General features: G+C 72.5%; 27 protein-coding genes and 1 riboswitch. Of the genes, 19 read left to right on the plus strand and 8 right to left on the minus strand.

Annotated features, from left to right (window positions below; all coding sequences use genetic code 11):
• Positions 1 to 73 precede the first annotated feature (73 nt).
• From BJ993_RS26405 to BJ993_RS21845, 14 genes are all read left to right on the plus strand, one after another.
• Entirely contained in the window at positions 74 to 742 is a 669-nt protein-coding gene (locus BJ993_RS26405; protein WP_277987703.1) for an acyltransferase, read from the plus strand.
• Positions 743 to 805: 63 nt separating this feature from the next.
• Entirely contained in the window at positions 806 to 2,152 is a 1,347-nt protein-coding gene (locus BJ993_RS21785; protein WP_179651190.1) for a hemolysin family protein, read from the plus strand.
• Entirely contained in the window at positions 2,145 to 3,212 is a 1,068-nt protein-coding gene (locus BJ993_RS21790) for a hemolysin family protein (RefSeq protein ID WP_179651191.1), read from the plus strand. Before BJ993_RS21785 ends, BJ993_RS21790 begins: the two co-directional genes overlap by 8 nt.
• 19 nt (positions 3,213 to 3,231) lie before the next feature.
• On the plus strand, positions 3,232 to 3,846 hold the full coding sequence (gene clsA / locus BJ993_RS21795) for a cardiolipin synthase ClsA (protein WP_179651192.1): 615 nt from the start codon (positions 3,232 to 3,234) through the stop codon (positions 3,844 to 3,846).
• Positions 3,843 to 4,706 (plus strand): DUF881 domain-containing protein, encoded by an 864-nt coding sequence (locus BJ993_RS21800; protein WP_036545612.1) that lies wholly within the window; start codon positions 3,843 to 3,845, stop codon positions 4,704 to 4,706. The genes clsA and BJ993_RS21800 overlap by 4 nt, the downstream gene beginning before the upstream one ends.
• Complete coding sequence (locus BJ993_RS21805) at positions 4,703 to 5,035, plus strand: small basic family protein (protein ID WP_036545614.1); 333 nt, start codon at positions 4,703 to 4,705, stop codon at positions 5,033 to 5,035. The genes BJ993_RS21800 and BJ993_RS21805 overlap by 4 nt, the downstream gene beginning before the upstream one ends.
• Entirely contained in the window at positions 5,028 to 5,753 is a 726-nt protein-coding gene (locus BJ993_RS21810) for a DUF881 domain-containing protein (RefSeq protein ID WP_036545617.1), read from the plus strand. The genes BJ993_RS21805 and BJ993_RS21810 overlap by 8 nt, the downstream gene beginning before the upstream one ends.
• A 10-nt stretch (positions 5,754 to 5,763) precedes the next feature.
• Positions 5,764 to 6,153, plus strand: coding sequence for a glycine cleavage system protein GcvH (gene gcvH / locus BJ993_RS21815; protein ID WP_179651193.1), 390 nt, complete (start codon positions 5,764 to 5,766; stop codon positions 6,151 to 6,153).
• Between the two features lie 45 nt (positions 6,154 to 6,198).
• On the plus strand, positions 6,199 to 6,714 hold the full coding sequence (locus BJ993_RS21820) for an FHA domain-containing protein (protein ID WP_036545621.1): 516 nt from the start codon (positions 6,199 to 6,201) through the stop codon (positions 6,712 to 6,714).
• A 2-nt stretch (positions 6,715 to 6,716) separates the two neighbouring features.
• Positions 6,717 to 7,448, plus strand: a complete 732-nt coding sequence (ftsR, locus tag BJ993_RS21825) for a transcriptional regulator FtsR (RefSeq protein ID WP_051932266.1) — start codon at positions 6,717 to 6,719, stop codon at positions 7,446 to 7,448.
• 158 nt (positions 7,449 to 7,606) lie between these two features.
• Positions 7,607 to 8,077, plus strand: a complete 471-nt coding sequence (locus BJ993_RS21830; protein ID WP_036545624.1) for a bifunctional nuclease family protein — start codon at positions 7,607 to 7,609, stop codon at positions 8,075 to 8,077.
• A 173-nt stretch (positions 8,078 to 8,250) separates the two neighbouring features.
• Entirely contained in the window at positions 8,251 to 8,850 is a 600-nt protein-coding gene (locus BJ993_RS21835; protein WP_036545626.1) for a MerR family transcriptional regulator, read from the plus strand.
• Positions 8,851 to 8,873: 23 nt separating this feature from the next.
• A riboswitch (glycine riboswitch) is annotated at positions 8,874 to 8,975 on the plus strand.
• A 79-nt stretch (positions 8,976 to 9,054) separates the two neighbouring features.
• Positions 9,055 to 11,883: an aminomethyl-transferring glycine dehydrogenase gene (gene gcvP, locus BJ993_RS21840; protein WP_179651195.1), complete on the plus strand. Its 2,829-nt coding sequence runs from the start codon at positions 9,055 to 9,057 to the stop codon at positions 11,881 to 11,883.
• On the plus strand, positions 11,880 to 13,175 hold the full coding sequence (locus BJ993_RS21845; RefSeq protein ID WP_179651197.1) for a serine hydrolase domain-containing protein: 1,296 nt from the start codon (positions 11,880 to 11,882) through the stop codon (positions 13,173 to 13,175). Before gcvP ends, BJ993_RS21845 begins: the two co-directional genes overlap by 4 nt.
• On the opposite strand, the gene BJ993_RS21850 is transcribed toward BJ993_RS21845, so the two are convergent.
• Both BJ993_RS21850 and BJ993_RS21855 read right to left on the minus strand, forming a co-directional pair.
• Entirely contained in the window at positions 13,141 to 13,530 is a 390-nt protein-coding gene (locus BJ993_RS21850) for a hypothetical protein (RefSeq protein ID WP_179651199.1), read from the minus strand. The genes BJ993_RS21845 and BJ993_RS21850 overlap by 35 nt on opposite strands.
• Positions 13,500 to 13,928 carry a hypothetical protein gene (locus BJ993_RS21855; protein WP_179651201.1) on the minus strand — a complete coding sequence of 143 codons (429 nt, stop codon included), beginning with the start codon at positions 13,926 to 13,928 and terminating at the stop codon, positions 13,500 to 13,502. Before BJ993_RS21855 ends, BJ993_RS21850 begins: the two co-directional genes overlap by 31 nt.
• A gap of 62 nt (positions 13,929 to 13,990) precedes the next feature.
• Here BJ993_RS21855 and BJ993_RS21860 point away from each other — a divergent pair, with 62 nt between their 5' ends.
• Positions 13,991 to 14,911, plus strand: a complete 921-nt coding sequence (locus tag BJ993_RS21860) for an acyl-CoA thioesterase domain-containing protein (protein ID WP_179651203.1) — start codon at positions 13,991 to 13,993, stop codon at positions 14,909 to 14,911.
• Between the two features lie 15 nt (positions 14,912 to 14,926).
• Here BJ993_RS21860 and BJ993_RS21865 read toward each other — a convergent pair whose 3' ends face one another.
• The 3 genes from BJ993_RS21865 to pepN all read right to left on the minus strand — a co-directional run bounded on the left by BJ993_RS21865 (position 14,927) and on the right by pepN (position 19,547).
• On the minus strand, positions 14,927 to 15,493 hold the full coding sequence (locus tag BJ993_RS21865) for a hypothetical protein (protein WP_179651205.1): 567 nt from the start codon (positions 15,491 to 15,493) through the stop codon (positions 14,927 to 14,929).
• Positions 15,494 to 15,586: 93 nt separating this feature from the next.
• A complete protein-coding gene (locus BJ993_RS21870; protein WP_179651207.1) occupies positions 15,587 to 17,038 on the minus strand; it encodes a DNA recombination protein RmuC in 1,452 nt (483 codons plus the stop codon).
• A gap of 55 nt (positions 17,039 to 17,093) precedes the next feature.
• Entirely contained in the window at positions 17,094 to 19,547 is a 2,454-nt protein-coding gene (gene pepN, locus BJ993_RS21875) for an aminopeptidase N (protein ID WP_179651209.1), read from the minus strand.
• A 28-nt stretch (positions 19,548 to 19,575) separates the two neighbouring features.
• On the opposite strand from pepN, the gene BJ993_RS21880 reads away from it, so the two are divergent.
• Positions 19,576 to 20,478 (plus strand): oxidoreductase, encoded by a 903-nt coding sequence (locus BJ993_RS21880; RefSeq protein WP_179651211.1) that lies wholly within the window; start codon positions 19,576 to 19,578, stop codon positions 20,476 to 20,478.
• Here the strand turns inward: BJ993_RS21880 and BJ993_RS21885 are convergent.
• Entirely contained in the window at positions 20,465 to 21,199 is a 735-nt protein-coding gene (locus BJ993_RS21885) for a peptidylprolyl isomerase (RefSeq protein WP_179651213.1), read from the minus strand. The two genes, BJ993_RS21880 and BJ993_RS21885, sit on opposite strands and share 14 nt — an antisense overlap.
• 51 nt (positions 21,200 to 21,250) lie before the next feature.
• On the opposite strand from BJ993_RS21885, the gene BJ993_RS21890 reads away from it, so the two are divergent.
• Positions 21,251 to 22,120: an LLM class F420-dependent oxidoreductase gene (locus BJ993_RS21890; protein WP_179651215.1), complete on the plus strand. Its 870-nt coding sequence runs from the start codon at positions 21,251 to 21,253 to the stop codon at positions 22,118 to 22,120.
• Positions 22,120 to 23,760: an ABC-F family ATP-binding cassette domain-containing protein gene (locus BJ993_RS21895; protein WP_179651217.1), complete on the plus strand. Its 1,641-nt coding sequence runs from the start codon at positions 22,120 to 22,122 to the stop codon at positions 23,758 to 23,760. The genes BJ993_RS21890 and BJ993_RS21895 overlap by 1 nt, the downstream gene beginning before the upstream one ends.
• A 30-nt stretch (positions 23,761 to 23,790) precedes the next feature.
• On the opposite strand, the gene BJ993_RS21900 is transcribed toward BJ993_RS21895, so the two are convergent.
• The gene (locus tag BJ993_RS21900; protein ID WP_179651219.1) at positions 23,791 to 24,483 is read right to left on the minus strand and encodes an alpha/beta hydrolase; all 693 of its coding nucleotides are present in this window, start codon (positions 24,481 to 24,483) and stop codon (positions 23,791 to 23,793) included.
• A gap of 60 nt (positions 24,484 to 24,543) precedes the next feature.
• On the opposite strand from BJ993_RS21900, the gene BJ993_RS21905 reads away from it, so the two are divergent.
• Entirely contained in the window at positions 24,544 to 25,431 is an 888-nt protein-coding gene (locus tag BJ993_RS21905; RefSeq protein WP_179651221.1) for an AraC family transcriptional regulator, read from the plus strand.
• Positions 25,432 to 25,448: 17 nt separating this feature from the next.
• On the opposite strand, the gene BJ993_RS21910 is transcribed toward BJ993_RS21905, so the two are convergent.
• Entirely contained in the window at positions 25,449 to 25,775 is a 327-nt protein-coding gene (locus BJ993_RS21910; protein ID WP_257026954.1) for a VOC family protein, read from the minus strand.
• Positions 25,776 to 25,895 lie beyond the last annotated feature (120 nt).

Below are 25,895 nucleotides of genomic sequence, written 5' to 3' on the forward strand. Positions count from 1 at the left end.
TGTTAGGGGTCGCGGTGTCACACCAACGAACTGGGAACGTCCGCTGAATGTTGCGTTTCGGTAACCTCGCCCGGTGCCCGCCGTACGCCGCCTGCTCAACCGCTCCGTCCACGCCGCCTGGCAGTGGCTCGAGCGGGTGGGCGACGTCTCACCGGGCACCGACCTCGGCGACCGTTTCGGGTCCTTCGGGCAGGGCGCGTGCCTGGCCTTCCCGATGGCGACGGTGGTCAACCCAGAGGCGATCCACGTCGGGCGCGACACCCTGATCGGCAAGTACTCGACGCTCTCGGTCGGCTACGGCCCGACCCAGGCGGTACTGCCGGAGAGGGGACTGGTGATCGGCGAGCGGTGCGTGATCGGCGCCCGCGCCTGCATCACCGCGCACGAGTCGATCACGATCGGCGACGACGTGTGGTTCGGCCAGGACGTGTTCGTCTCCGACGCCAGCCACGGCTACCAGGACCCCGACGTCCCGGTCGGCCTGCAGTTCGGCGCCCACCAGCCCGTCGTGATCGGCGCCGGCTCGTGGATCGGCCACGGCGCGATGATCCTGCCCGGTACGACGATCGGGCGGAACGTCGTGGTCGCCGCCGGCTCGGTCGTGCGCGGGGTCGTCGAGGACCACGCCGTCGTGGGCGGCGTACCGGCCCGCACCATCCGGCGCCTCGAGCCCGGACGCGGCTGGGTGTCGGCCTCCGGTGAGGGCGACGTGCGCGCGATCGCCGGGGCGCCGTCGGTCTGACCGGCGGGGTTTGGGGTGGTTGCCCTAAGGTGGTGGCTCCCGTTCCCCTCCTGAAGGACCTCGATGACCGCCTGGCTCTTGCTGGGACTCGCCATCCTCCTCGTCCTCGCGTGCGGGCTCTTCGTCGCCGCCGAGTTCGCGTTCGTCACCGTGGACCGCGGTCAGGTCGACCGCGCGGCCGCCGACGGTGACGCCTCCGCGATCGGCCTGCAGAAGGCGCTGCGCAGCCTCTCGACCCAGCTCTCCGGGGCCCAGGTCGGCATCACGATCACCAACCTCGCGATCGGCTTCCTCGCCGAACCGGCGATCGCGGAGCTCCTCCGCGGGCCGCTGGAGGACGCCGGCGTCGCCGAGGGCGCGGTCGGACCGGTGGCCGTCGCGACGGGCCTCGTGCTCAGCACGCTGCTCACCATGCTGGTCGGCGAGCTGGTGCCCAAGAACGTCGCGATCTCGCTGCCCTACGTCACCGCGCGGCTCACCCAGGCGCCGATGCGCGCCTTCACGGCCGCCGCGAAGGGCCCGATCAACGTCCTCAACGGCAGCGCCAACGCGATCGTGCGCCGCCTCGGCATCGAGCCCCAGGAGGAGCTGCGCTCGGCGCGCAGCGTCACCGAGCTCGCCTCGCTCATCCAGCGCTCCGCCGACGAGGGGACCCTCGACGCCGACACGGCCGAGCTGATGGAGCGCTCGGTGGAGTTCGGCACCCGGACGGCGGGGGAGATCATGACGCCCCGCGTCCGGACCCGCAGCCTCGACATCAACGACCGGGCGAGCGCGGTCATCGCGCTGGCGCGTGAGTCGGGCAACTCGCGCTTCCCGGTGCTCGACGAGACCGACGCGGTCGTCGGCACCGTGCACGTCAAGAACGCCGTCGCGCTGCCGCTGCACGAGCGCGCGACCACGAAGGTCAAGCACCTGATGGCGAAGCCGATCGTGGTGCCCGACTCGCTGCGGCTCGACCCGCTGCTGGCGCTGCTGCGGGCCGACGGCTTCCAGATGGCCATCGTGCTCGACGAGTACGGCGACCATGCCGGCATCGTGACCCTGGAGGACGTGATCGAGGAGATCGTCGGCGACATCGCCGACGAGCACGACCGGCTCGGCAGCCGCGGCCGCCTGCGCCGTGACGGCACGTGGTCGCTGTCCGGCCTGCTCCGCCCCGACGAGGTCGAGGACCTCACCGGCGTGGAGCTGCCCGAGGGCGAGGACTACGACACGGTGGCGGGGCTGGTGCTGAAGCTGCTCGGCCGCATCCCGGTGACGGGGGAGCAGGCCGTCGTACCGCTCACGGAGCCGGGGGACGACGAGGACGCCCCGGTACGACGTGCGGTGCTGACCGTCGACCACATGGACGGGCTGCGGATCGACCGCCTGTCGCTGCGGGTGGAGGAGGAGCCGGCCGATGGGTGACTTCTCCGGCGTGCTGCTCGCCGTGGTCCTGCTGGCAGCGAACGCCTTCTTCGTGGGCGCGGAGTTCGCGCTGATCTCCGCGCGCCGCTCGCAGATCGAGCCGCGCGCCCAGGCCGGCTCGCGGATGGCCGCCATCACGCTCACCGCGATGGAGCAGGTCTCCCAGATGATGGCGGGCGCCCAACTCGGCATCACTGTCTGCTCGCTCGGCCTCGGTGCGGTGGGCGAGCCGGCGCTGGCCCACCTGATCGAGCCCGTCTTCCACGAGCTCCACGTCCCGGACGACTGGCTGCACCCGGTCGCCTTCGTGATCGCGATGACGGTCGTGGTCTACCTGCACGTCGTGTTGGGCGAGATGGTGCCGAAGAACATCGCGATCGCCGGGCCCGACCGTGCCGCACTGATCCTCGGCCCGCCGATGTACGGCATCGTCCTGGTGCTGCGTCCGCTGATCGTGTCCATCAACGCGATCGCCAACGCCATCCTGCGCCTGGTCCGGATCGAGCCCAAGGACGAGCTCGGCAGCACCTACACCCGCGAGGAGGTCGCCGCGCTCGTCGAGGAGTCGCACGGCGAGGGCCTGCTCGCCGAGGACGAGTACGACCGGCTGTCCGGCGCGCTCGGGTTCACCGAGAAGACCGTTGCCGAGGTGATGATGGCGCCCGACTCGCTCGCCACGGTGGTGCGCGGCTCGACCGGTGCCGACGTCGAGGCGCTGTGCGCGGCGACCGGCTTCAGCCGCTTCCCGGTGGTCTCCGACGACCCCGCCGGCCCGCCGGAGCTGCTCGGGTACCTCCACATCAAGGACGTCCTCGAGCCCGACGAGGAGCGCCGTGAGCGCCCCGTCGCCGACCGGTGGATCCGCCCGTTCGCGACCGTCACCGCCGACACGCTGCTGCACGACGCCCTCGAGGTGCTGCAGCGTCGCGGGGCCCACATGGCGCGCGTCGTGGCGCCGGACGGCACCACGCTCGGCGTCGCCGCCCTGGAGGACGTCATCGAGGAGCTCGTCGGGGAGATCCGCGACGCGGCGCACTCCGACGACGTCTCGGCGGGATGAGACCACTAGGGTGTCGATCGTGGGTGAAGCGGTGACGCGGGACGAGCGCGCGTCCGGTCGGGTGTGGACACTGCCCAACCTGATCAGCGCGTCGCGGCTGCTCGGCGTCCCGCTCTTCCTGTGGCTCGTCCTCGGGCCCGAGGAGGACGTCTGGGCGCTCGTCGTCCTGATGGTCTCGGGTGTCAGCGACTTCCTCGACGGCTGGCTGGCGCGCAAGCTGAACCAGACCTCCGAGCTGGGCCGGCTCCTGGACCCCGTCGCGGATCGCCTCTACATCCTCGCCGTCGTCGTGGGGCTCGCCCTGCGCGACGTCATCCCGTGGTGGCTGGCGCTCTCGCTGCCCCTGCGCGACCTGCTCCTGTGGGGGCTCGTGCCGCTGCTGCGGACCCGCGGCTACAGCGCGCTGCCCGTCCACTTCCTCGGCAAGGCCGCGACGTTCAACCTGCTCTACGCCTTCCCGCTGCTCCTCCTCGGCGACGGCGAGGGCACGGTCGCCACCCTCGCCCGGGTCTTCGGGTGGTCGCTCGCCCTGTGGGGCGTCGGCCTGTACTGGTGGGCGGGGATCCTCTACGCCTGGCAGGTGCGCAAGCTGCTGGCGACGACCGAGCCACGATCGCGCACGGGCGAGGGATGACCACCGAGCCCGCCGCGCCGGCCGCGCCCGCCGACCGGGCACGGACGCCGCTCCTGGCGCTCATCACCCAGGAGGCGATGGACCGCGACTACCAGGTCGCGGCGTCGCGGCGCGGGCCGGAGGCCCATGCACGACCGGCGCTGCGGGCCGGCGTCGTCGGCGTGGTGGCCGCGTTCGCGCTGCTGGTGACCGTCGCCGCCGTACAGACCTCGGCGAACGCGGACGTCGACCAGGAGAGCCGCAGCGCGCTGATCGGCCGGATCGAGGCCCGCCGGGCGTCGCTCGCCGACCTGCGCGACTCCGCGGCGGCGCTGCGCGAGGAGAACCTCGCCGCCGAGGACGCGCTGCGCTCGCTCGGCTCCCGGTACGCCGACGTGCAGGCCGACCACGCGAACCTCGGCGCGGTCACGGGCTTCGAGGCCGTGCGCGGCGACGGCGTGCGGCTCACCGTGGACAACTCGCCCTACGCCGCCGAGAACGAGCTGGTCCGCAGCACCGACCTGGCGACGATCGCCAACGCGCTGTGGTCCGCCGGCGCCGAGGCGATCTCCATCAACGGGCAGCGGCTGACGGGCACGGGCGCGATCAGCACCTCCGGCGACGCGATCGAGGTCAACCTCGTCGGTGTCGCGCCGCCGTACACGATCCTCGCGATCGGCGACCAGGGCTCCCTCGCGTCGCGCTTCGTCGACACGCCGAGCGGCCTGCAGTTCGTGGCGGTTGCCAACCAGTTCGGCTTCTCGTGGAAGATGGACAAGGAGGACGACCTGCGGCTGCCCGCCGCACCGGCCTCCATGCGGAAGCTCCGGTTCGTGGAGCAGAAGAAGAACCCCAAGGTCGAGGGAGGTGGCCCGCCGTGATCGCGGTGCTCGGACTGTTGGTCGGTGTGGTGCTCGGCCTGGTGTTCCAGCCCGACGTCCCGGCCGGTCTGGAGGTCTACCTGCCGATCGCGGTGGTGGCGGCGCTCGACGCCGTCTTCGGCGCCCTGCGCGCCTACCTCGACGGGATCTTCGACGACAAGGTCTTCGTCGTCTCGTTCCTCAGCAACGTGGTGATCGCCGCAGGCATCGTCTACCTCGGCGACCGGCTCGGCGTCGGCGGCCAGCTCTCGACGGGCGTGATCGTCGTGCTCGGGATCCGCATCTTCACCAACGTCGCCGCCATCCGGAGGCACGTCTTCCATGCCTGACGAGCCGCTCGACCGACTCCGGCGGGCGCTGCTGCGTCCCTCGCGCCGGCAGCTGGTCGCGGGCGTGCTCATGGCCCTGGTGGGCTTCGCCGGCGTCACCCAGATCAGGGTCACCGACACGGACGCGACGTACTCCGGCCTGCGCCAGCAGGAGCTGATCGACCTCCTCGACGGTCTCGGCGGTGCCCGCCAGCGTGCCGAGGCCGAGATCGACCGCCTGGAGGGAGTCGCCTCCGACCTGCGCGACGACACGACCAAGCGGCAGACCGCGCTCGACCAGGCCAAGGCCGAGGCTGACACGCTCAGCATCATCGCGGGCCTCGTGCCCGTGACCGGGCCCGGCGTGCGGATCACGATCACCGAGGACGAGGGCCGGGTGCGCCTGGGCTCCCTCCTCGACACCATCCAGGCGCTGCGGACCGTCGGCGCCGAGGCGATCGCCATCAACGGCACCATCCGGGTCGTGGCGCAGACCTCGCTCGAGGAGACCGAGGGCGGGTTCACCGTCGACGGCGAGCGGATCGAGGCGCCGTACGTCATCGACGCCATCGGCGAGCCCGGCGTCCTCGCCGACTCGCTGACCTTCGCCCTCGGGCCGAAGAAGCAGATCGAGAACGACGGCGGCACGATGGAGGTCAGCGAGCTCAAGGCGGTCGACATCGAAGCGGTCGCGACTCGCGCAGAGCCTCGCTACGCCCTGCCGGAGCAGGGGCAGTAGCCTTCTCGCCATGACGAACCCCGCTGACCTGAAGTACACCGTCGAGCACGAGTGGCTGCGCCAGCCCGGCGAGGCGGCGGGCTCGGTCCGCGTGGGGATCACCGACTACGCCCAGGACGCCCTCGGCGACATCGTGTACGTGTCGCTGCCCGAGGTCGGCGCGACCGTGGCTGCCGGCGACGCGTGCGGCGAGCTCGAGTCGACGAAGTCGGTCAGCGACGTCTACGCCCCGGTCTCCGGCGAGATCGTCGCCGTCAACGAGGCCCTCGACGCCACGCCCGAGCTGGTGAACAACGACCCGTACGGCGCCGGCTGGCTCTTCGAGGTCGCGCCCGCTACGCCCGACGAGCTCGACGGACTTCTCGACGCGGCCGGATACGAGGCCCAGCTCGACGGCTGATCCGGTACGTTCGTAGTACCCGTTCCGGACCCAAGGAGTTTCCAGATGCCGTTCTGCACCGCCTGTGGCCGGCAGAACCCTGACGACGCCCGCTTCTGCTCGCAGTGCGGCACCCGTCTCGTCGAGGCGGACGCGACCGCGCCGGTCGCGACGGACTCGACCGCGACGATCCAGGCCGTCTTCCCCGCCGACCGCGTGGAGACCTCGGACCGGGCGCTCAGCGCCGTCGACGCGGCCGCCGTGGACGCCCTTCCCGTCGGGCACGCGCTGCTCGTCGTACAGAAGGGTCCGGGTGCCGGCAGCAGGTTCCTGCTCGACGCCGACGAGGTGAGCGCGGGCCGCCACCCCGAGAGCGGCATCTTCCTCGACGACGTGACCGTCTCGCGCCGCCACGCGGTCTTCCGCCGGTCGGGCGACTCGTTCACCGTCGAGGACGCGGGCAGCCTCAACGGCACCTACGTCAACCGCGACCGCATCGAGAAGGCGCAGCTCAAGGACAGTGACGAGGTCCAGGTGGGCAAGTACCGCCTGGTCTTCTTCGCGGGCCACGAGAGCCACTGACCGTGGTCGCTGCCGTCGCCCGCGGCGAGCGCGAGCCCCTGCTCAACATCGGGCAGGTGCTCGACCGACTGCGCACGGACTTCGAGGACATCAGCATCCCGAAGATCCGCTTCCTCGAGTCCGAGGGGCTGATCAAGCCGGAGCGCACCCCCGCGGGCTACCGCAAGTTCTCCGAGGCCGACATCGCGCGGCTGCGCTACATCCTGCGGATGCAGCGCGACCACTACCTGCCGCTCAAGGTCATCGGCGAGCACCTCGACGCGATGGACCGCGGCCTCGAGCCGCCCGCGCCGGAGCCGGTCGTCCCGACCGTGCCGACCGTCGCCATCGGCTCCGACGGCATGCCGGCACCGGAGTCCTTCCGTCGCAGCGACAAGCTGCGGCTATCGCGCAAGGAGCTCATCAAGGTGGCCGAGATCGACGAGGCCCTCCTCGCACAGCTGGAGGAGTTCGCCCTCATCACGCCGTCGGCGACCGGGCACTACGACACCGACGCGCTGGTGATTGCGCAGACCGCCAGCGAGCTGGCGGACTTCGGCATCGAGCCCCGCCACCTGCGCGGCTTCCGGGCGGCCGCCGACCGCGAGGTCGGGCTCATCCAGCAGGTCGTCGCCCCCCGCCGCGGCCGCGACGCCGGCGCCGCCGCGCGTGCCGAGGAGGCCGTGAGCGAGATCGCCGCCCTGTCCGTGCGGCTGCACGCCACCCTGGTCAAGGCGGGCCTGCGCCGGATCTGAGGGCCGGCGGGTCGCGGGGATCCGGCGAGGCCGCGGATTGGGCAGGAACTGCAGCTCCGGGCGTTGGATTGTTGCGGTTTGGTCCCAAACCGCAACACCTGCGCGACCCCCACGCAGCCACCACTCCCACCTCATCCCACCCCGAGTAGTGTTGAGGCATGCGCGAGGTGGATGTCCTGGGAGTCCGGGTGGAGATGCCGTCCAACCAGCCCATCGTGCTGCTGCGCGAGACCGTCGGGGACCGCTACGTGCCGATCTGGATCGGCGCCGTGGAGGCCACCGCGATCGCGTTCGCCCAGCAGGGCGTCGTCCCCCCTCGACCGCTGACGCACGACCTCATGAGGGACCTGCTCGCGGCGACCGGGGGAGAGCTGTCGGAGGTGCGGATCACCGACGTGAAGGACGGCGTCTTCTTCGCGACGCTGGTCCTGGCGTCGGGTGCCGAGGTGAGCGCGCGCCCGTCGGACTCGATCGCCCTCGCCCTTCGCACCGGTACGACGATCTACTGCTCGGAGGAGGTCCTGGCCGAGGCGGGGATCTCGGCGCCGGCCGAGGAGGAGGACGAGGTCGAGGCGTTCCGGGAGTTCCTGGACCACGTCTCGCCCGAGGACTTCGAAGCAGGACAGTGACGGGAGTTCCCTCAGCCTCAAGTTGAGGCTGAGGGTTTTTGACGACACGCCCGGCGACGTCTTTGACCGGCCCGTCATCGGCGCCGTACCTTGAAGAGTCGAATGACAGCCGTGCAATGCCTGCGCGACCACCCCTTGATCACCCACCTGATCGAACCCCTGCGGAGGACCCCGTGAACGAGCAGCAGCCCGAGAAGGTCGGTCAGGACACGGCCGCGGCGACCGCTGCCGCCGAGGAGCAGGGGCTGCTCTTCACCGACGACGTCTCCCCGCTGCCGAGCGACCTGGGCTACCGCGGTCCGACCGCGTGCAACGCGGCCGGCATCACCTACCGCCAGCTCGACTACTGGGCGCGCACCGGCCTGATCGAGCCGAGCGTGCGCGGTGCCAAGGGGTCCGGCTCGCAGCGCCTCTACAGCTTCCGCGACATCCTGATCCTCAAGATCATCAAGCGCCTGCTGGACGCCGGCATCTCGCTGCAGCAGATCCGTACGGCGGTCGGGCACCTGCGTGAGCGTGGCACCGACGACCTGACCCAGGTCACGCTCATGAGCGACGGCGCCTCGGTCTACGAGTGCACCAGCAACGACGAGGTCATCGACCTCCTGCAGGGCGGCCAGGGCGTGTTCGGCATCGCCATCGGCGGTGTCTGGCGCGAGATCGAGGGCACCCTCGCCCAGCTGCCGAGCGAGAGCGCCAGCGACACCGAGCAGGCCGAGGACGTGGCCGGCGACGAGCTCGCCGCGCGTCGCGCTGCGAGGAACGCCGGCTAGGCGTTGTAACCTGTAGCTGCTGTTCATCCCGCACGGGAGAGTCAGGACACGTCGCTGACGTGGGCCTGCGCCGAAGGGGCAATTCCTCCCCGGAACCTCTCAGGCGCCCGGACCGTGCGGAGCAGGCAACTCTGGAGGCGCAGCGACGCGCCGACAGAGGGGGAGGGCTCGATCCTTTTCGATCCCGAGGAAGCCTGCCTGCTGATGAGTGCCCCCTTCGTCAACCGCCACATCGGTCCCGACAACGACCAGGTCGCGACCATGCTCGACCGTCTCGGCTACGCGTCGATCGACGCGCTCATGGACGCGGCCGTGCCGAAGTCCATCCGGTCCGGCGAGGAGCTCGACCTGCCGGCGGCCGCCGACGAGGAGACCGCCGCCGCCGAGCTGCGCGCCCTGGCCGCGGCCAACGTCCCCGGTGAGCCGATGATCGGCCTGGGCTACCACGCGACCGTGACGCCCGCCGTGATCCGCCGCAACGTGCTCGAGGACCCGAGCTGGTACACCGCCTACACGCCGTACCAGCCGGAGATCTCGCAGGGCCGCCTTGAGGCGCTCATCAACTTCCAGACGATGGTCTCCGACCTGACCGGGCTGACCACCGCCGGCTCGTCCCTGCTGGACGAGGGTACGGCGGCTGCCGAGGCCGTCGCGCTGGCGTTCCGCGCGAACCGCAAGGCCTCGGGCCCGTTCGTCGTCGACGCGGACGCGCTGCCGCAGACCATCGACGTCGTGCGCACCCGCGCCGAGGGCATCGGGATCGAGATCGTGGTCGCCGACCTCACCGAGGGCCTGCCCGAGGGCGATGTCTCCGGCGTGCTGATCCAGTACCCCGGCGCCTCCGGCCGGATCGCCGACATCAAGCCGGTCATCGACGCGGTCCACGAGCGGGGCGGCCTCGCGGTCGTCGCCGCCGACCTGCTCGCGCTGACCCTGCTCGAGGCGCCCGGCACGCTCGGCGCCGACGTCGTGGTCGGCTCGGCCCAGCGCTTCGGCGTCCCGCTGTTCTACGGCGGCCCGCACGCCGGCTTCATCAGCGTCCGCGAGGGCCTCGAGCGCCAGCTGCCCGGGCGCCTGGTCGGCGTCTCGGTCGACGCCGAGGGACGCCCGGCGTACCGGCTCGCCCTGCAGACCCGCGAGCAGCACATCCGCCGCGACAAGGCGACGTCCAACATCTGCACCGCCCAGGTGCTGCTCGCCGTGACCGCCGGCATGTACGCCGTCTACCACGGTCCGCAGGGCCTGAAGGAGATTGCGGCCGACATCCACGGCCTCGCCCGCCGGGCCGCCGCGTCCCTCGAGGCCGCCGGCATCGAGGTCGTCAACGACACCTTCTTCGACACCCTCAACGTCCGCGTCCCCGGTCGTTCCGGTGCGGTCGTCACGGCCGCCCGTGAGGCCGGCATCCACCTGCGGCCGGTCGACGGCGACACCGTCGGCATCTCGTTCGGCGAGTCCGCCGGCGAGGCCACGCTCGCCGCCGTCCTCGGTGCCTTCGGGGTGACGGAGGTGTCGGCCGAGGGCGACGCCGGGCTGCCCGAGGACCTCGAGCGGACCACGGAGTTCCTGACCCACCCGGTCTTCAACACCCATCACAACGAGACCTCGATGCTGCGCTACCTCGCGCGGCTCTCGAACCGCGACTACGCGCTCGACCGCGGCATGATCCCGCTCGGCTCCTGCACGATGAAGCTCAACGCGACCACCGAGATGGAGCCCATCTCGCTCGCCGGCTTCGCCAACCTCCACCCGTTCGTCCCGGCCGCGGACGCCGACGGCTACCGCCAGCTGATCGAGCAGCTCGAGGGCTGGCTGGCCGAGGCCACCGGCTACGACCGCGTCTCCATCCAGCCGAACGCCGGCGCGCAGGGCGAGTTCGCGGGCATGCTCGCGATCCGCAACTACCACCGCGCCAACGGCCAGGGCCAGCGCGACGTCTGCCTTATCCCGTCGTCCGCCCACGGCACCAACCCCGCCTCGGCCGTCATGGTCGGGATGAAGGTCGTCGTCGTGAAGGCGACCGACGACGGCACCGTCGACCTCGAGGACCTGCGGGCCAAGTGCGAGCAGTACTCCGAGACGCTCGCCGCGATCATGGTGACCTACCCGTCGACGCACGGCGTCTACGAGGAGACCATCACCGAGCTGTGCGACATCGTCCACGAGCACGGCGGCCAGGTGTACGTCGACGGCGCGAACTTCAACGCGCTGCTCGGCTACGCGCAGCCCGGCAAGTTCGGCGGCGACGTCTCGCACCTCAACCTGCACAAGACGTTCTGCATCCCGCACGGTGGCGGCGGCCCGGGCGTGGGCCCGGTCGCGGTGCGCGCGCACCTGGCGCCGTACCTCCCGACGCACCCGCTGCACCCCGACGCCGACCGGCGCGAGGGCACCGGTGCGATCAGCGCCGCGCCGTTCGGCTCCGCCGGCATCCTGCCGATCTCGTGGGCCTACATCCGGATGATGGGCGCTGAGGGCCTCACCCGTGCGACCGCGGTCGCGGTTCTGTCCGCCAACTACGTCGCGGCCCGACTGGGCGAGCACTTCCCGGTGCTCTACCGAGGCGAGTCCGGGCTGGTCGCCCACGAGTGCATCCTCGACCTGCGCGGCATCACCGCAGCGACGGGCGTCTCGGTCGACGACGTCGCCAAGCGGCTCATCGACTACGGCTTCCACGCCCCGACGATGTCGTTCCCGGTCGCGGGCACGCTGATGGTCGAGCCGACGGAGTCCGAGGACCTCACCGAGCTCGACCGGTTCTGCGACGCGATGATCGCGATCAAGGGCGAGATCGACCGGGTCGCCGCGGGGGAGTGGGACGTCGACGCGTCGCCGCTGCACCACGCCCCGCACACCGCCCGCGCGCTGGTCGGCGAGTGGGACCGTGCCTACTCCCGCGAGGTCGGCGTCTTCCCGGCGGGCCTCGCCGGCGCGGCCGACAAGTACTGGCCGCCGGTCGCCCGGATCGACCAGGCCTACGGCGACCGCAACCTGGTGTGCGCGTGCCCGCCGATGGACGCCTACGCCGAATGACCGTGTACGACGACCGGCTGGCCGCGCTCCAGGGCGCGGGCCGGCTGCCTTCGGTCGTGGCGGGCGTGGCGCGCGGGGGCGAGCCGGTCTGGTCCGGCTGCTCCTCGGCGCTGCCCGGGGTCGGCGTCGACTCCGCCTACCGGATCGGCTCGATCACCAAGACCCTGACGGCGGTCCTCGTCCTGCAGCTGCGGGACGAGGGCCTGCTCGACCTCGCCGACCCGGTGGGGCGATTCCTGCCCGAGTGCGGGTACCCCGACGCCACGCTGCGCGAGCTCCTCGCGCACACGGGCGGGCTGCAGAGCGAGCCGGTCGGACCGTGGTGGGAGCGCGTGGACGGCGGCGGTGTCGCCGAGCTGCTCGCCGCCAACGACGGATCCGGGCGGGTGGCTGCGGCGGGGGAGTACTACCACTACTCGAACCTCGGCTTCGCGCTGCTGGGCGAGGTCGTGGCCCGGCTGCGCGGCGCACCCTGGTGGGAGGTCGTCCAGCAGCGGCTGCTCGTCCCGCTCGGGATGGGCGCGACGTCGTACCACCCTCCTGCGGAGCACGCGCCCGGCCGCAGCGTCGACCACTTCGCCCACACCCTGAGCGCCGAGCCGCACACCGACACGGGCGCCATGGCGCCCGCCGGACAGCTGTGGAGCACGGTCGCGGACCTGCTGCGGTGGGCCGACTTCCTGGCCTCCGGCCATCGCGACGTGCTCTCCGCGTCCACGCTGGCGGAGATGGCGGCGCCGGTCGCTCCGGCCGACGCCTACGGGCTCGGCCTCCGCGTGCTCCACGTCGGCGGACGGACGATGGTCGGCCACACCGGCTCGATGCCGGGCTTCCAGGCCTCGCTCTTCGTCGACCGGGACACCCGTGACGCCGTCGTCGCGCTCGCCAACGCGACGACCGGCCTGCGGCCCGAGCAGGTGCCGGCGACGCTGCTCGGTGACGTCGCGGCGCCGGTGGCGCAGCCGTGGTTCCCCTCGCTGCCGCCCCTGCCGGGCGAGGTGGCCGAGCTGCTCGGGCTGTGGTTCTGGGGCAACACGGGCTTCGCCTTCGAGTGGACCGGCGGTGAGCTGGTGGCCCGCGACCTGCGCACGGCCGAGCTCCACGAGCGCTTCGTCGACGTCGACGGCGCCTTCGTCGGGGCCGAGGGCTACCACCGCGGCGAACGGCTGCTGGTCCGGCGCGATGCCGACACGGGCGCGGTTCGCAGCCTGGAGTGCGCGACGTTCGTCTACACCCGCACGCCGTACGACCCGGCGGTCACGATCCCCGGGGGCCATCCGGGAAGGCCGTGACCACGGACGCGAGCCCGACCGCCACGCTGAGCGCGACCACGGCCCACGCCCAGCCGGGCAGCAGGTGCGGGAAGCGGGCGAGCAGCACGACCGGCACGACGAGGTGGACCGTCACCGTGCCGATCCACGGCCACGGCGAGCGCCGCGCCACCAGCGCCGCCGCCCCCAGCGGCAACGGCGCGAGGACCACCCAGCCGAGCGCGACCGCGAGGACCAGCCCGCCGTGGGCCGCGAGCCAGGTCGCGAGCGACCAGGGGTCGACGCCTGCGCCCGCCCACGCCGCGGCCGAGGTCGCGACGGCGACGACGATGACGGCGGAGCGGGTCAGCTGATCGGGTCGAAGCCGGAGATGCACGAGCGTCCGTCCCGCTCCTCGACGTGCACGACCGCGGCGATCTCGGCGTCGGTGTAGGGCTCCTCGTCGCTGGTCACCCGGACCGTGAACGATCCCTCGGTGTCGCCCTCGACGTCGGAGATCTCGTAGGTCGCGTCGGGGTCGTCCTCGCCGGTCTCGTCACGCACCGTCTCGATCAGCTTCTCGAGGTCGGCGCGGTCCTTCCCGGACGGCGCCTCGCAGAGCAGGTCGATCCCGTCGTCCACCTCGAGGTCCTCCGCGGCGTCGACCGCGGCGTCGGCGACCTCCTCGACGCTGGTCGGGTCACCGCCGGAGGCGACGACGAGCGCGGTCACGCTGCCGGCGAGGAGCAGCACGAGGGCGACGGCTCCGGCGACGATCCATCCCAGTCTGGTCATGCGGGCACCCTGCCCCGGGAGCCCGCTGCTCACACCCAGGGGCCAGCGGGCATGATGGGGCCATGAACGAGAACACGTTCTATGAACCGGGGACGAGCGCGTCTCCGCCGCAGGCCGGGCAGCAAGCTGCCGGAGACGGCTCTCGCCGCGCTGCCGTCCAGTTCGCCTGGTTCCGCGACGAGGGTGACGCGCTGGTCCCGCTGCCGCTGGCGCAGAGCCTCTGGCGCTCGGACCAGATGCACGGGGTCGCCGTCAGCGGCCTGCTGGCGCGTGCCCTCGAGAAGGCCGTGGACGACGCCGGGCGCAGCGAGCTCGTCCCGGCTCGCTACCACGTCGACCTCTTCCGCCCGGCCCGGATGATCCCGACGACGGCACGAGCGACGGTGGTCAGGGAAGGTCCCCGGCTGCTGCTGGCCGACGCCGTGGTCGAGCAGGAGGGCGAGGTCGTCGCCCGGGCGAGCGGCACCTTCCTCCAGCCGTCGTCCTCGCCCGACGGGGCGGTGTGGACCTCGCCGGAGGAGCGGCCGTCGCCGCCGCCGCTGGAGCTGGCTCCCCTCGACGTCGAGCACCACGTCCCGATCTTCGCGAGCGACGCCCCGTGGTCGGACAACTTCGGCGACCACCAGAACGGTGGCCGGCACCAGACCTGGCACATCGCCGTCCCGATCGTGGAGGGCGAGGAGTGCACCCCGTTCCAGGCCGTGGCCTCGGTCGCCGACGCCACCAGCATGGTCACCAACTGGGGTGCGGGCGGCGTGGAGTACATCAACACCGACATCGACCTGGCGCTCTCGCGCCGGCCCACCGGCATCTCGATCGGTCTGCGCGCCACCGACCACGTCGCCCACGCAGGCATCGCGGCCGGCACCGCCGAGGTCTTCGACCGCGAGGGCTCGCTCGGGACGGCGACGGTCACCTCGCTGGCCAACACCCGCCGGACGGTCGACCTGTCCGGCGGGGTCAGCCTCGAGGGCAGCGCCTGAGCGCTGTCGGGTCCGTCAGTCGGACGTCAGCACGATGTAGAAGCGCTTGCGGGCGCCCGGCTGGGTGACCGTTCCGTCGCTGTTGCGCGGGCTCACCACGAAGTGCCGGGTGTTGTTGGTGCCGGCCGGCGCGCAGGCGACGACACCGGCCAGGCCGCACACGGTCGCGGCGATCTCCCCGGAGAACTCCGGGTTGGCGTCGGGAGCCGCGGCGCGGCCGTTGGTGATCCCGTCGGCGTTCTGGTCGACCTGGTTCTGCAGGGCGATGGTGGCGACGAGGCCGTTGTCGCGCACGTCCTCGCCCGCGTCGATGTAGACGTTGCCGGCCGCCCGGAGCGAGTTGTCGCCGGTCGTCGAGGTGTTGGGCAGCGTCGGGTACGCCGCAGCGATCGTGAAGCCGCCCGACTGGGCCTCGATCTCGCCGTTGGCGTTGACGAGCAGCCAGCGCTCCTGGCCCGGGCGGCCGGACTCGGCCGGGTTCGACGGCCCCTGCTGGGCCATCGCCCAGGACGTGCCGCCGACGGACAGGGCCAGTGCCGCGGCCGCGACGACGAACGTGGGTGTGGACGAGATGACGCGCATGGGAACCTCCGGAGCGAGAGTGGGCTGTCACCCACGCTTCGGCGCCGGAGGTCGCACGGATGGCGACCGGCGGGTAAAGCTTCCCGGGCCCGCTCAGCCGGCCTGGGCGTCGTCGACGACCTCGCCGTCGGCGACGTCGAAGTCGAACGTCAGCTCCTCACGGTCGAGGTCGGCGATCGCGGCGAACTCGCCGCTGGTCAGCGCGCGCGGCACGTCCTCGACCTCCTTGGGGGCCGGGATCGTGGCGACCGGGTCGGCCGCGTTGAGCTTGCGCGCAGCCGGCAGCACCGAGCGCTCGAGGGAGCCGGTGAAGGCGTTGTAATCCTTCACGCTGCGCTGGAGCGAGCGACCGAGCTTGTCGACGTGCTCGGCGAGCTTGAGGATGCGGCGGTAGAGGACCTGGCCGAGCTCGAAGAGCACCTGCGCGTCCTCGGTGAGGGCCTCCTGCTTCCAGGTGAAGGCCACCGTCTTCAGCATGCTCCACAGGTTCGTCGGGGTGGCCAGCACGATGCCCTGGCCGAAGGCGTGCTCCATCAGCGACGGGTCGACGTCGAGCGCGGCGTTGAGCAGCTGCTCGTTGGGGATGAACGCGACCGTGAACTCCGGGCTGACCGGGAGGCCGGTCCAGTAGCCCTTCTGCGCGAGCACGTCGACGTGGCCGCGGACCTTGCGGGCGTGGTCCTCGAGCAGCCGCTGACGGGTCTCCGGCTCGAGGCCCTCCCGCTGGGCGTCCATGAACGAGTTGTAGGGGACCTTGGCGTCGATCGCCATCTGCTTGCCGCCGGGCAGGTTGATCACCATGTCGGGGCGGCGCGCACCCGAGTCGGCCTCGACGGAGTGCTGGACGTCGAAGTCGACCCGGTTGAGCAGGCCGGCCGTCTCGACGAGGGTGCGGAGCTGCGTCTCGCCCCAGGCGCCGCGGACGGCGTTGTTCTTCAGGACCGAGGCGAGGGTGTCCGCCGCCTTGCGGGACTCCTCGACGGAGCGCTGGGTGTGCTGGATCTGGGTGGCGAGCTCGGTGTGCTGGCGCACGCGGGCCTTCTCCAGCTCGTCGACCTTGGTCTGCATGGAGCGCAGGTGCTCGACCACGGGAGTCAGGGTCTTGAGCACCTGGGTCTGGCCGTTCTCGGCGCGCTCGCGCTCCTGCTGGGACTGGCGCTGCTGCTCCTGCAGGCTGCGCAGCTGCTGGCGGGCGGCGTCGAGCGCCTCGCGGAGCTGGTCGACCGTCGCCGACGCCGCGGTGAGGTCCGCCCGCACCTCGGCGCGTGCCTCGGCCTCGCCGGCCCGGACCTCCTCGAGGGCGGCGTGGTGCTGCAGGTGGGCGCGGTCGAGCTCGTGGCGCAGCTCCGCCATCGCCGTCTCGTGCCTCGTCACCGCGCGCTCCACCTCGAGGGCGTGGTCGCGGGTGAGCTGCTCCACCTCGGCGCGGTGGCGCGCCTCGACGACCTCGGCCGGCTCGCCGGCCTGTGTGGTCGCGGCGCGCAGCAGCCAGCCGACCCCCGCGCCGAGCAGGAGACCGAGGAGCAGAGCGAGCAGGACGACCATGGGAACAGTCAAACAGCGGGGCCCGACACAAACCCGCGGGGCGCGCCGTGGAGCCTCAACCCAGCACCGCGACCCGCCGCTCGAGCTCGTCGACGGCGTCCGCCAGCCGTCGTCGTACGGCGCCGGGCAGGTCCCGTCGCAGCGCGGCCTGCCCGGCCGCGACGGTCGCGGCGTCGAGGTGCGTGATCGGGAAGTAGGCCGTCACGACGGTGCCCTGGACCCACCCCTGGTGCGCGGCGACGATGGCGTCGAGGTCGGCGAAGTAGGCCTCGGCGTAGGGCTGCGTCAGGGCGCGTTGGTCGATGCGCCACATGGCCCGACCGGCCGCGTCGATCTCGTAGTTGGGCACGGACACCTCACCGGTGGCGCGGGCCCAGGCGAAGTCCTTGCCCTCGGTCGTCGGGAGCGAGGCGACGGCGGCGGCGTGGTTGACCGTGGCCGCGCTGCTGGGCTCGTCGGCCAGCGCGGCGTCGAGCGCCGCGCGGTCGGTCGCGCCGATCCCCGCGAGCCGGGTGAGCGCGCGCCAGCGCAGGTCGGTGTCGAGGGTGATGCCGTCCGGCAGGCCGTCGCCGGCCGCCCACCGGGCGAGGCGGTCGACGTCCTGCGACGACAGCAGCGCGTGGCGGAACGCCGAGAGCTGGAGCTCGGAGCCCGGGGTCGCGCGGCCGAGGGCGTCGAGCACAGCGGCGTGGTAGCGCTCGACGGTGCCGTCGGGCGCGAGCGGCAGCGCGGTCGAGCCGACCCACGAGAGCAGGCCACGCGCGCTGCTCGCCGTGTCCTCGACGGGCGGCGCCGCGACGAGCAGCTCGGCCACCTGCGTGGGGGTGAGCGCGCCGTCGAAGAGCGCGAGCCGGACGCTGTTCCACATCGTCGCCCGCAGCCGCGGGTCCTCCATCGTCGGCGCGAGCCGGGGGAGCGCGTCCATGGTGAGCGCGTCCGGCGGGCAGATCGCCCACGTGGTCTCGGTCGCGTCGAGCAGCACCGGCGCGTCACCGGCGTCGAACGGCGTGCTCGCCGCCTCGAGCCGGTGCGGAGCCACCTCCCACCGACCGTCGCGGTGGACGGCGATGTCGAGCAGGTGCGTCCGCTCCGCCGGGTACGACGCCGGCGAGGTCCGCAGCACGGCGCCCGCCGCACGGTCGACCCTCAGCTGGTCGGCGCCCGGGGTGAGCAACCAGTCCCGGACGAACCCGCCCAGGTCGGACCCGCCGGACGCGCGCTCCCAGCTGGCGAAGAGGTCGTGCATCGTCGCGTTGCCGAAACGGTGCAGCTCGAAGTGCTCCCGCACGCCGCCGAGGAAGGCGTCGTCGCCGAGCCGTGCGGCCAGCTGGCGCAGCACGTTGGAGCCGCGGGCATAGGAGATGCCGTCGAAGTTCTGCAGGGCCGACAGTGCGTCCTCGGCGGGGTTGCCGGCGACCGGGTGCGTCGTCGGCCGGGAGTCGGCGGTGATGCCCCAGCAGCGGCGTGCGTAGGAGTCGTGGAGCGGTCCGTCGGCGTACTCGGTGGCGTCGGTGATCACGCGCAGGCCCATGTACTCGGCGAACGACTCGTTGAGCCAGAGGTCGTCCCACCACTGCGGCGTCACGAGGTTGCCGAACCACTGGTGGGCCATCTCGTGGGCGATGATGTTGGCGCGGAAGCTGCGGTCGGCGCGGGTGCTCGCGCCCTCGAAGAGGAGCGGGTCGCGGATCGTCACGCAGCCGGGGTTCTCCATCGCGCCGGCGTTGAACTCCGGCACGAAGGCCTGGTGGTAGTCGCCGAACGGGTAGCGGATCCCGAACAGCCGGTGCAGCTCGTCGAAGGACTGCCGGGTCAGCGTGAACAGCTCGCCGGCCTCGCGGTCGAGCGTCGCGGCGAGGCTGCGGCGCGAGCTGAGGCCGAGGCCGATCCCGTCGTGGGCGTCCTCGAGGAGGTGGTACGGGCCGGCGACGACCGTGACGAAGTAGGTCGCCAGTGGGGGAGTGGGGCCCATCAGCCATTGGCGGGTGGTCCCGTCGGTGCCGACGTCGCGCGCCGGTGCGTTGCCGCGCACGAGCCAGTCGGCCGGGGCGGTCACCCGCATCGTGTACGGCGCCTTCAGGTCGGGCTGGTCGAAGCAGGCGAAGACCGTCGGGGCGGCGTCCATGAAGGACATGCCGTAGACGTAGGCGAGCCCGTCGGCCGGGTCGACCGACCGGTGCAGGCCCTCGCCGTCGTTGCGGAAGCCCATCGTCGCCTCCACGACGAGCTCGTGCTCACCCGCGGCGAGGTCCAGCGGCAGCCGGCCGCGCTCCAGGCTGTCGGGCGACAGCGCGGCACCGTCGAGCACGGCGGAGTGCAGCGCGGTGGGCTTGACCTCCACGAACGTCCGCAGGGACGAGCTGGCGAACCGGATGGTGGTGCGCGAGGAGAAGGTGTCGTCGGCCAGCGACAGGTCCAGCTCGACGTCGTACGACGTCACGGTGAGGCCGTTCGCGCGGTGCTCCGCCTCGGCGCGGGTGAGGCTGGCGGGTCCGTTCTCGCTGCTCATCCGGCCAGCGTATGGGAGCCTGTCCGCCATGCGTCCGTGGACCCAGGTGCCTCCCCAGCAGGGACGGCGGTTCGTCATCACCGGCTCCAACGGGGGCCTCGGCCTGGAGACCGCGCGGATCCTCGGCTCGCGGGGCGCCGAGGTCGTGATGGCGTGCCGCAGCGTCGAGAAGGCGGAGGCCGCCGCACGCACCGTGCCCGGGCACGACAAGGGGCGCGTGGAGGTGCGGCAGGTCGACGTCAGCGACCTGGCGTCGGTGCGTGCGTTCGTCGCCGGCATGGTCGACGACGGCCGGCCGGTCGACGTGCTCGTCAACAACGCGGGTGTGCTCGGGGTGCCGCACGCGCTGTCGGCGGAGGGCGTGGAGATGCACTTCGCGACCAACTACCTGGGCCACTTCGTGTTGACCCTCGGCCTGCTGCCGCTGCTGACCGACCTGGTGGTCGTGGTCAGCTCCCGCGAGCACCGCTCCGGCCGGATCGACCTCGACGACCTGGGCTGGCAGCGCCGGCCCTACCGCGCTTTCGCCGCCTACGGCGACTCGAAGCTCGCCGACCTGCTCTTCATGCGCGAGCTCGACCGCCGCCTGCGCGCGGCCGGCTCACCGCTGAGGGCCGTGGGCGCGCACCCGGGCGCCAGCGCCACCGGCATCACCAGCAGCACCGGCAATCCGGTCGTGACCGCGATCGGCCACTACGGTCACCTGCTCGTCGGCATGCCGGCGTGGCGCGGCGCGCTGTGCACCGTGTACGCCGCCACCACCGACGTCGCCGGCGGCACCTACATCGGCCCGCACGGGCGGACCGAGCTGTGGGGCTGGCCCGCGCCCGCGCGGATGTCGCGGAAGGTCGACGACGAGGTCCTCGCCCACCGGCTCTGGGAGAGGTCGGTGGACCTGACCGGCGTCGACCTCGCGGTCAGTCCTTCTTGACCGACTCGATGTCGACCGGCGTCACCGGCGCACCGTCCTCGGGGCCGTTGGCCGGCGTGACGCCCGCCGCGGCGGCCTTGTCGATCGCCTTCAGGCCGGCCTCGTCGACCGTCCCGAAGACGGTGTAGTCGGGCGTGAGGCCCGTGTCGCCGTACACGATGAAGAACTGGGAGCCGTTGGTGTCCGGGCCGGCGTTCGCCATCGCGAGGGTGCCCGCGCCGTAGGTCTCCTGGCCGGTGAGCTCGTCGGCGAAGGAGTAGCCCGGCCCGCCGGCGCCGGTGCCCGTCGGGTCCCCGCACTGCAGGACCTTGAAGCCCTCGGCCACGGTGAGGCGGTGGCACTTGGTGCCGTCGTAGTAGCCCTGCTCGGCGAGCGACAGGAACGAGTTGACCGTGCACGGCGCCGCGTCGGCGTCGAGGGTGAACCCCAGCTTCCCGATCGAGGTGGTGACCGTGGCGCCGACCTTGCCGGAGTAGGCCGCCTTCGCCGGCGGGGGCGTCGCGTCGCTGTCGGACCCGTCGGGCGTGTAGGTGCAGGAGGCACCGCCGGCAGGGGCGCCCTCGCTCGTCTCGGTGGCGACCGGGTCGCTCGGGCTGCCCGACTCGCTGGAGGACGTGTCCGACGAGCTGTCCGTCGCGGTCTCGTCACCGTCGTCGTTGCACGCGGTGAGGGTGGCGAGCAGGAGCAGGGCCGGGACACCGGCGAGCAGGCGAGTGCGCATGGCCCGCATCGTACGCAGGGAGCCTGAGTGCCTCCGGGCTAGGTTGATGCCATGGACCTCGGCCTGCACTACGCGACCTTCTCCCACCCCGACTGGCAGACGACGCTGGTCGACCGGCTGGACGCGTCGGTGCGCGTCGCCGACGAGGGCGGCGTCGCGCTGGTGACCTTGATGGACCACCACTTCCAGATGGTCGACTTCGGCGGGCCGTTCGAGCCGATGCTCGAGGGCTACACCGCACTCGGCTACCTCGCCGCCCGCACCGAGCGGGTCCACCTCGGGCTGCTCGTCACCGGGGTGACCTACCGCCACCCGGGCGTGCTCGCGAAGGTGGTGTCCTCGCTCGACGTGCTGTCGCGGGGGCGGGCGTGGCTGGGCCTCGGCGCCGCCTGGTACGAGCGCGAGCACCGCGGGCTCGGCGTCCCGTTCCCGCCGCTGGCCGAGCGGTTCGAGCGCCTGGAGGAGACGATCCGCGTCGCCGAGCAGATGTGGAGCGACGACGACGGGCCCTTCGAGGGCGAGCACTTCCACCTCGCCGAGACGATCTGCCTCCCGCGGCCGGTGCGGGGGCGGGTCCCCCTCATGATCGGCGGACAGGGGGAGCGCAAGACCCTGCGGATGGTCGCCCAGTACGCCGACGCCTGCAACCTCTTCACCGGCGAGGGCGTGCCGGGCGTCGCCCACAAGCTGGAGGTCCTGCGCCGCCACTGCGACGACCTCGGCCGTGACTACGACGCCATCCGCAAGACGATCCTCTGGATGGGCGACCCGGTCGGCGAGGCCGACCGGTTCGCCCGCGAGATGGAGGAGTACGCCGCCCTGGGCGTCACCCTCGCGACCGCGATGCCGGCGTCCGACGACCCGGAGGCGTGGACCACCGAGCTGGTGACGTCCGTCCTGCCGCGGGTCGCCGGGCTCTGATGGCAGCGACCGTCAAGGTCGCCGGCCTCTCGGCGGGCCACGGCGCGACCGCCCTGTTCAGCGGCCTCGACCTGGTCGTCGCGCCCCGCGACGTCATCGGCCTCGTCGGACCCAACGGTGCCGGCAAGTCGACCCTGCTGCGCACCCTCGCGGGAGAGCTGGCGCCGGAGAGCGGCACGATCACGCTCGCGCCGGCGTCCGCCACGATCGGCTACCTGCCGCAGGAGACCGAGCGGCGCGCCGGCGAGACCGTGCGGGCCTTCCTCGCCCGGCGCACCGGCGTGGCGGCGGCGCAGGCCGACTTCGACCTCGCGACGAGCAGGCTGGAGGCGGGGGAGCCGGGCGCCGACGACGCCTACGCCGAGGCTCTCGAGCGCTGGCTGGCGCTGGGCGCGCCCGACCTCGACGAGCGCACCGACGCGGTCCTGGCGGATGTCGGACTCGCCGTCGACCTCGACCAGTCGATGGCCTCGCTCTCCGGCGGCCAGGCCGCACGGGCCGGCCTGGCCAGCCTGCTGCTCTCGCGCTACGACGTCTTCCTGCTCGACGAGCCCACCAACGACCTCGACCTGCAGGGCCTCGAGCGGCTGGAGCGGTTCGTGGCCGGCCTCGGCGTCGCGGCGGTGATCGTCAGCCACGACCGCGAGTTCCTCGCCCGCACGGTCAACCGGATCGTCGAGCTCGACCTGCACCAGCGCGCGATCAACGTGTACGGCGGCGGCTACGAGTCGTGGCTGCAGGAGCGCGAGATCGCCCGGCGCCACGCCCGCGAGGCCTACGAGGAGTACGCCGGCACGGTCGCCCAGCTCCAGGCGCGGGCCACGATGCAGCGCAGCTGGGCGGCACAGGGCGTGCGCAACGCCCGGCGCAGCATCGACAAGGAGCCCGACAAGTCGGTGCGCCGGTTCCGTGCCGAGTCCAGTGAGAAGCAGGCGGCGAAGGTGCGGCAGTCGGAGCGGGCGCTCGAACGGCTCGAGGAGGTCGAGGAGCCCCGCAAGGAGTGGGAGCTGCGCCTGGAGATCGCGGTGGCGCCACGCTCCGGTGCGGTCACCGCGGCGCTGCGGCAGGCCGTCGTACACCGGGGGGACTTCACGCTCGGCCCGGTCGACCTCGAGATCGGTTGGGCGGAGAAGGTCGCCATCACCGGCGCGAACGGCGCCGGCAAGTCGACCCTGCTGGCCGCCCTGCTCGGCCGGCTGGCGCTGTCGTCGGGGGAGTCCTTCCTCGGCCCCGGCGTCGTGGTCGGCGAGGTGGACCAGGCGCGGCGGCTGTTCGAGGCCGAGGACAGCCTCGTCGATGCCTTCCAGGCGCAGGTGCCGGACATGGCGCCGGAGCCGGTCCGGACGCTGCTGGCGAAGTTCGGGCTGAAGTCCGACCACGTCGTGCGACCGGCGTCGACGCTGTCGCCGGGGGAGCGGACCCGTGCTTCCCTCGCGCTGCTGCAGGCCAGGGGAGTGAACCTGCTCGTCCTCGACGAGCCGACCAACCACCTCGACCTTCCCGCGATCGAGCAGCTCGAGTCGGCTCTCGCCGACTACCCGGGCACGCTGCTCCTCGTCACGCACGACCGGCGGATGCTGTCGGCGGTCGCGACCTCCCGGGAGCTCGTCGTCGCGGACGGTCGGGTCACCGAGCGCTGACCCGACCGTCCTGCGGGTGCTCCGCCGGGTTCAGGCGGTTGCCGCGCGGAGTGCCTCCTCGATCAGGTCGGCCACCGCTGCCGGCTGCGACGCCAGCGAGGCGTGGCTGGCCGCCAGCTCGATCGTGCGCTGGGGCTGCATGCGCGCGGCCATCCGGCGCTGGTTGTCCGGGTGGATCATCCGGTCCTCGGTGGAGACCTGGTACCACGTCGGCTTGTGCCGCCAGGCGGGGTCGGTCACGGTGTCGCCGAACGTGCTGCCGAGCGGTGCCTTCTGGGTGACGGCCATGACGAGGGCCTCGTCGGCGGAGAGGTCCTGGGCGAAGCTCTCCCGGAACCTGTCCGGCTGCACCCACAGGCGCCCGTCGGAGTCGGGTGCGATGCTGGCGACCGCCGCCGGCGGGTGCTCCTCGGTGATCTGGCCGGGGCTCTCGCCGGCGTCCGGGGCGAAGGCCGCGACGTACACGAGGCCGGTCACGTTCGGCAGGTTGCCGGCCTCGGAGATCACCGCACCGCCGTACGAGTGGCCGACGAGAACGACGGGGCCGTCGACCTGGCGGACCATCTCCCGGGTGCGGGTCGCGTCGTCGGCCAGCGAGGTGAGCGGGATCTCCACGGCGCGGATGCCGGTGTGGCCGCGACGGTCCAGCTCGACGATGACATTCGCCCAGTGGGCGGCGCCGCCCCAGAATCCGTGGACGAGGACGACGGTCGGTTCGGTCATGGCAGGTGCTCCTTGTTGATAGGGTGCATCCACCGTATTGAGACGCGGGAGCAAGTAGCCATGCCAGAATCGCTCGAAAACTTTGCAGTTCCGCTCGACACCTCGGCCGATGCCCTGTCCGACGTCCTGGAGATGATCCACCTGCGCGGCGACCGGGTGACCCGCGTGGCGGCAGGTCGCGGGCACGAGGAGCGGCACCGGGCCGGGGGCCGGTTGCTCCACGTCGTGGAGAGCGGCTCCGTCGCGCTGCGCTACGACGTCCCGGACGGCGGGGGAGAGCGGGTGGTGCTGGGCACGGGTGATCTCGCCCTGCTCGCCCGAGGCGTCGCCCACCGCCTGCGGCCGATGGAGGACGCGGTGTGGATGAGCGGCTCCTTCGTGGTCGAGGAGCGTGCCGGCGTACCCCTGCTCGAGGCGCTGCCGCCGGCGATCGTGATCCGCGCGGAGGGACGCGAGTGGCTCCCGCTGAGCGCGCAGCTCCTCGGCCGTGAGGTCACCGACCCGAGTGCGGGCTCGAAGGTGATGGCCTCGCGGATCCTCGACCTGCTGTTCATCCAGGCCCTGCGGGCGTGGGCAGCGACCGACGGGGCGAGCGGTCCGGGCGGCCCCGGTTGGCTGACCGCAGCCCTGGACCGTCCACTCGGGCCCGCACTGCGCGCGATGCACCGCCAGCCCGAGCAGCCGTGGACGGTGGAGTCGCTGGCGGAGCTCTCGGCGCTGTCGCGGGCGGCGTTCTCGGCGCGGTTCACACGACTGGTGGGGGAGTCGCCGGGGCGCTACCTCCAACGGCTGCGCCTGGCGCAGGCCGCCGACCTGCTGACCTCGACCCCGGACTCGGCAGCGGCGATCAGCCGAGCGGTCGGGTATGCCTCGGAGGCGGCGTTCTCGCGTGCCTTCGCCAAGGAGTACGGCGTCGGGCCGCGTGCGTGGCGCTCCGCCGGTCGCTGAGTGGCGGCGACGTTATGTCAGGTCGAGCGGGGCTGGAACAGCTCGACCAGGTTCCCGGAGGGATCCTCCAGGAGGATCTGGCTGCCGCCCGGCCCCGAGACGAGGTCGCTGGCGAAGGACAGACCGGCTGCGGCCAATCGCTCGACCTCGGCCTCGATGTCGTCCACGGGCAGGTTGATCCGGTTGCGTCCGAGCGATCCTGAGCGATCCGGGGGCGTTGCGCGGGCGCCGGAGCTGGCCGATCCGCTCAGGAGCAGCCTGAGCGAACCGCGGACGACATCGGCGAGAGCCGGTGCGACGTTCGTGTGCACGGTGAAGCCGAGATGTGTCGTGTAGAACGCCAAGCCTCGTCGACGACGTCGACGAGGTAGCGCACGCCCACGAGCTCGCTGGGGGAAGCCATGAAACCACGGTGGACCGGGGCAGGACTCCAGGCCAGCGTCCGCGGTCCGGGGAGGGGGCCG

It is taken from the genome of Nocardioides aromaticivorans (genome assembly GCF_013408525.1).
Lineage (GTDB): Bacteria > Actinomycetota > Actinomycetes > Propionibacteriales > Nocardioidaceae > Nocardioides > Nocardioides aromaticivorans.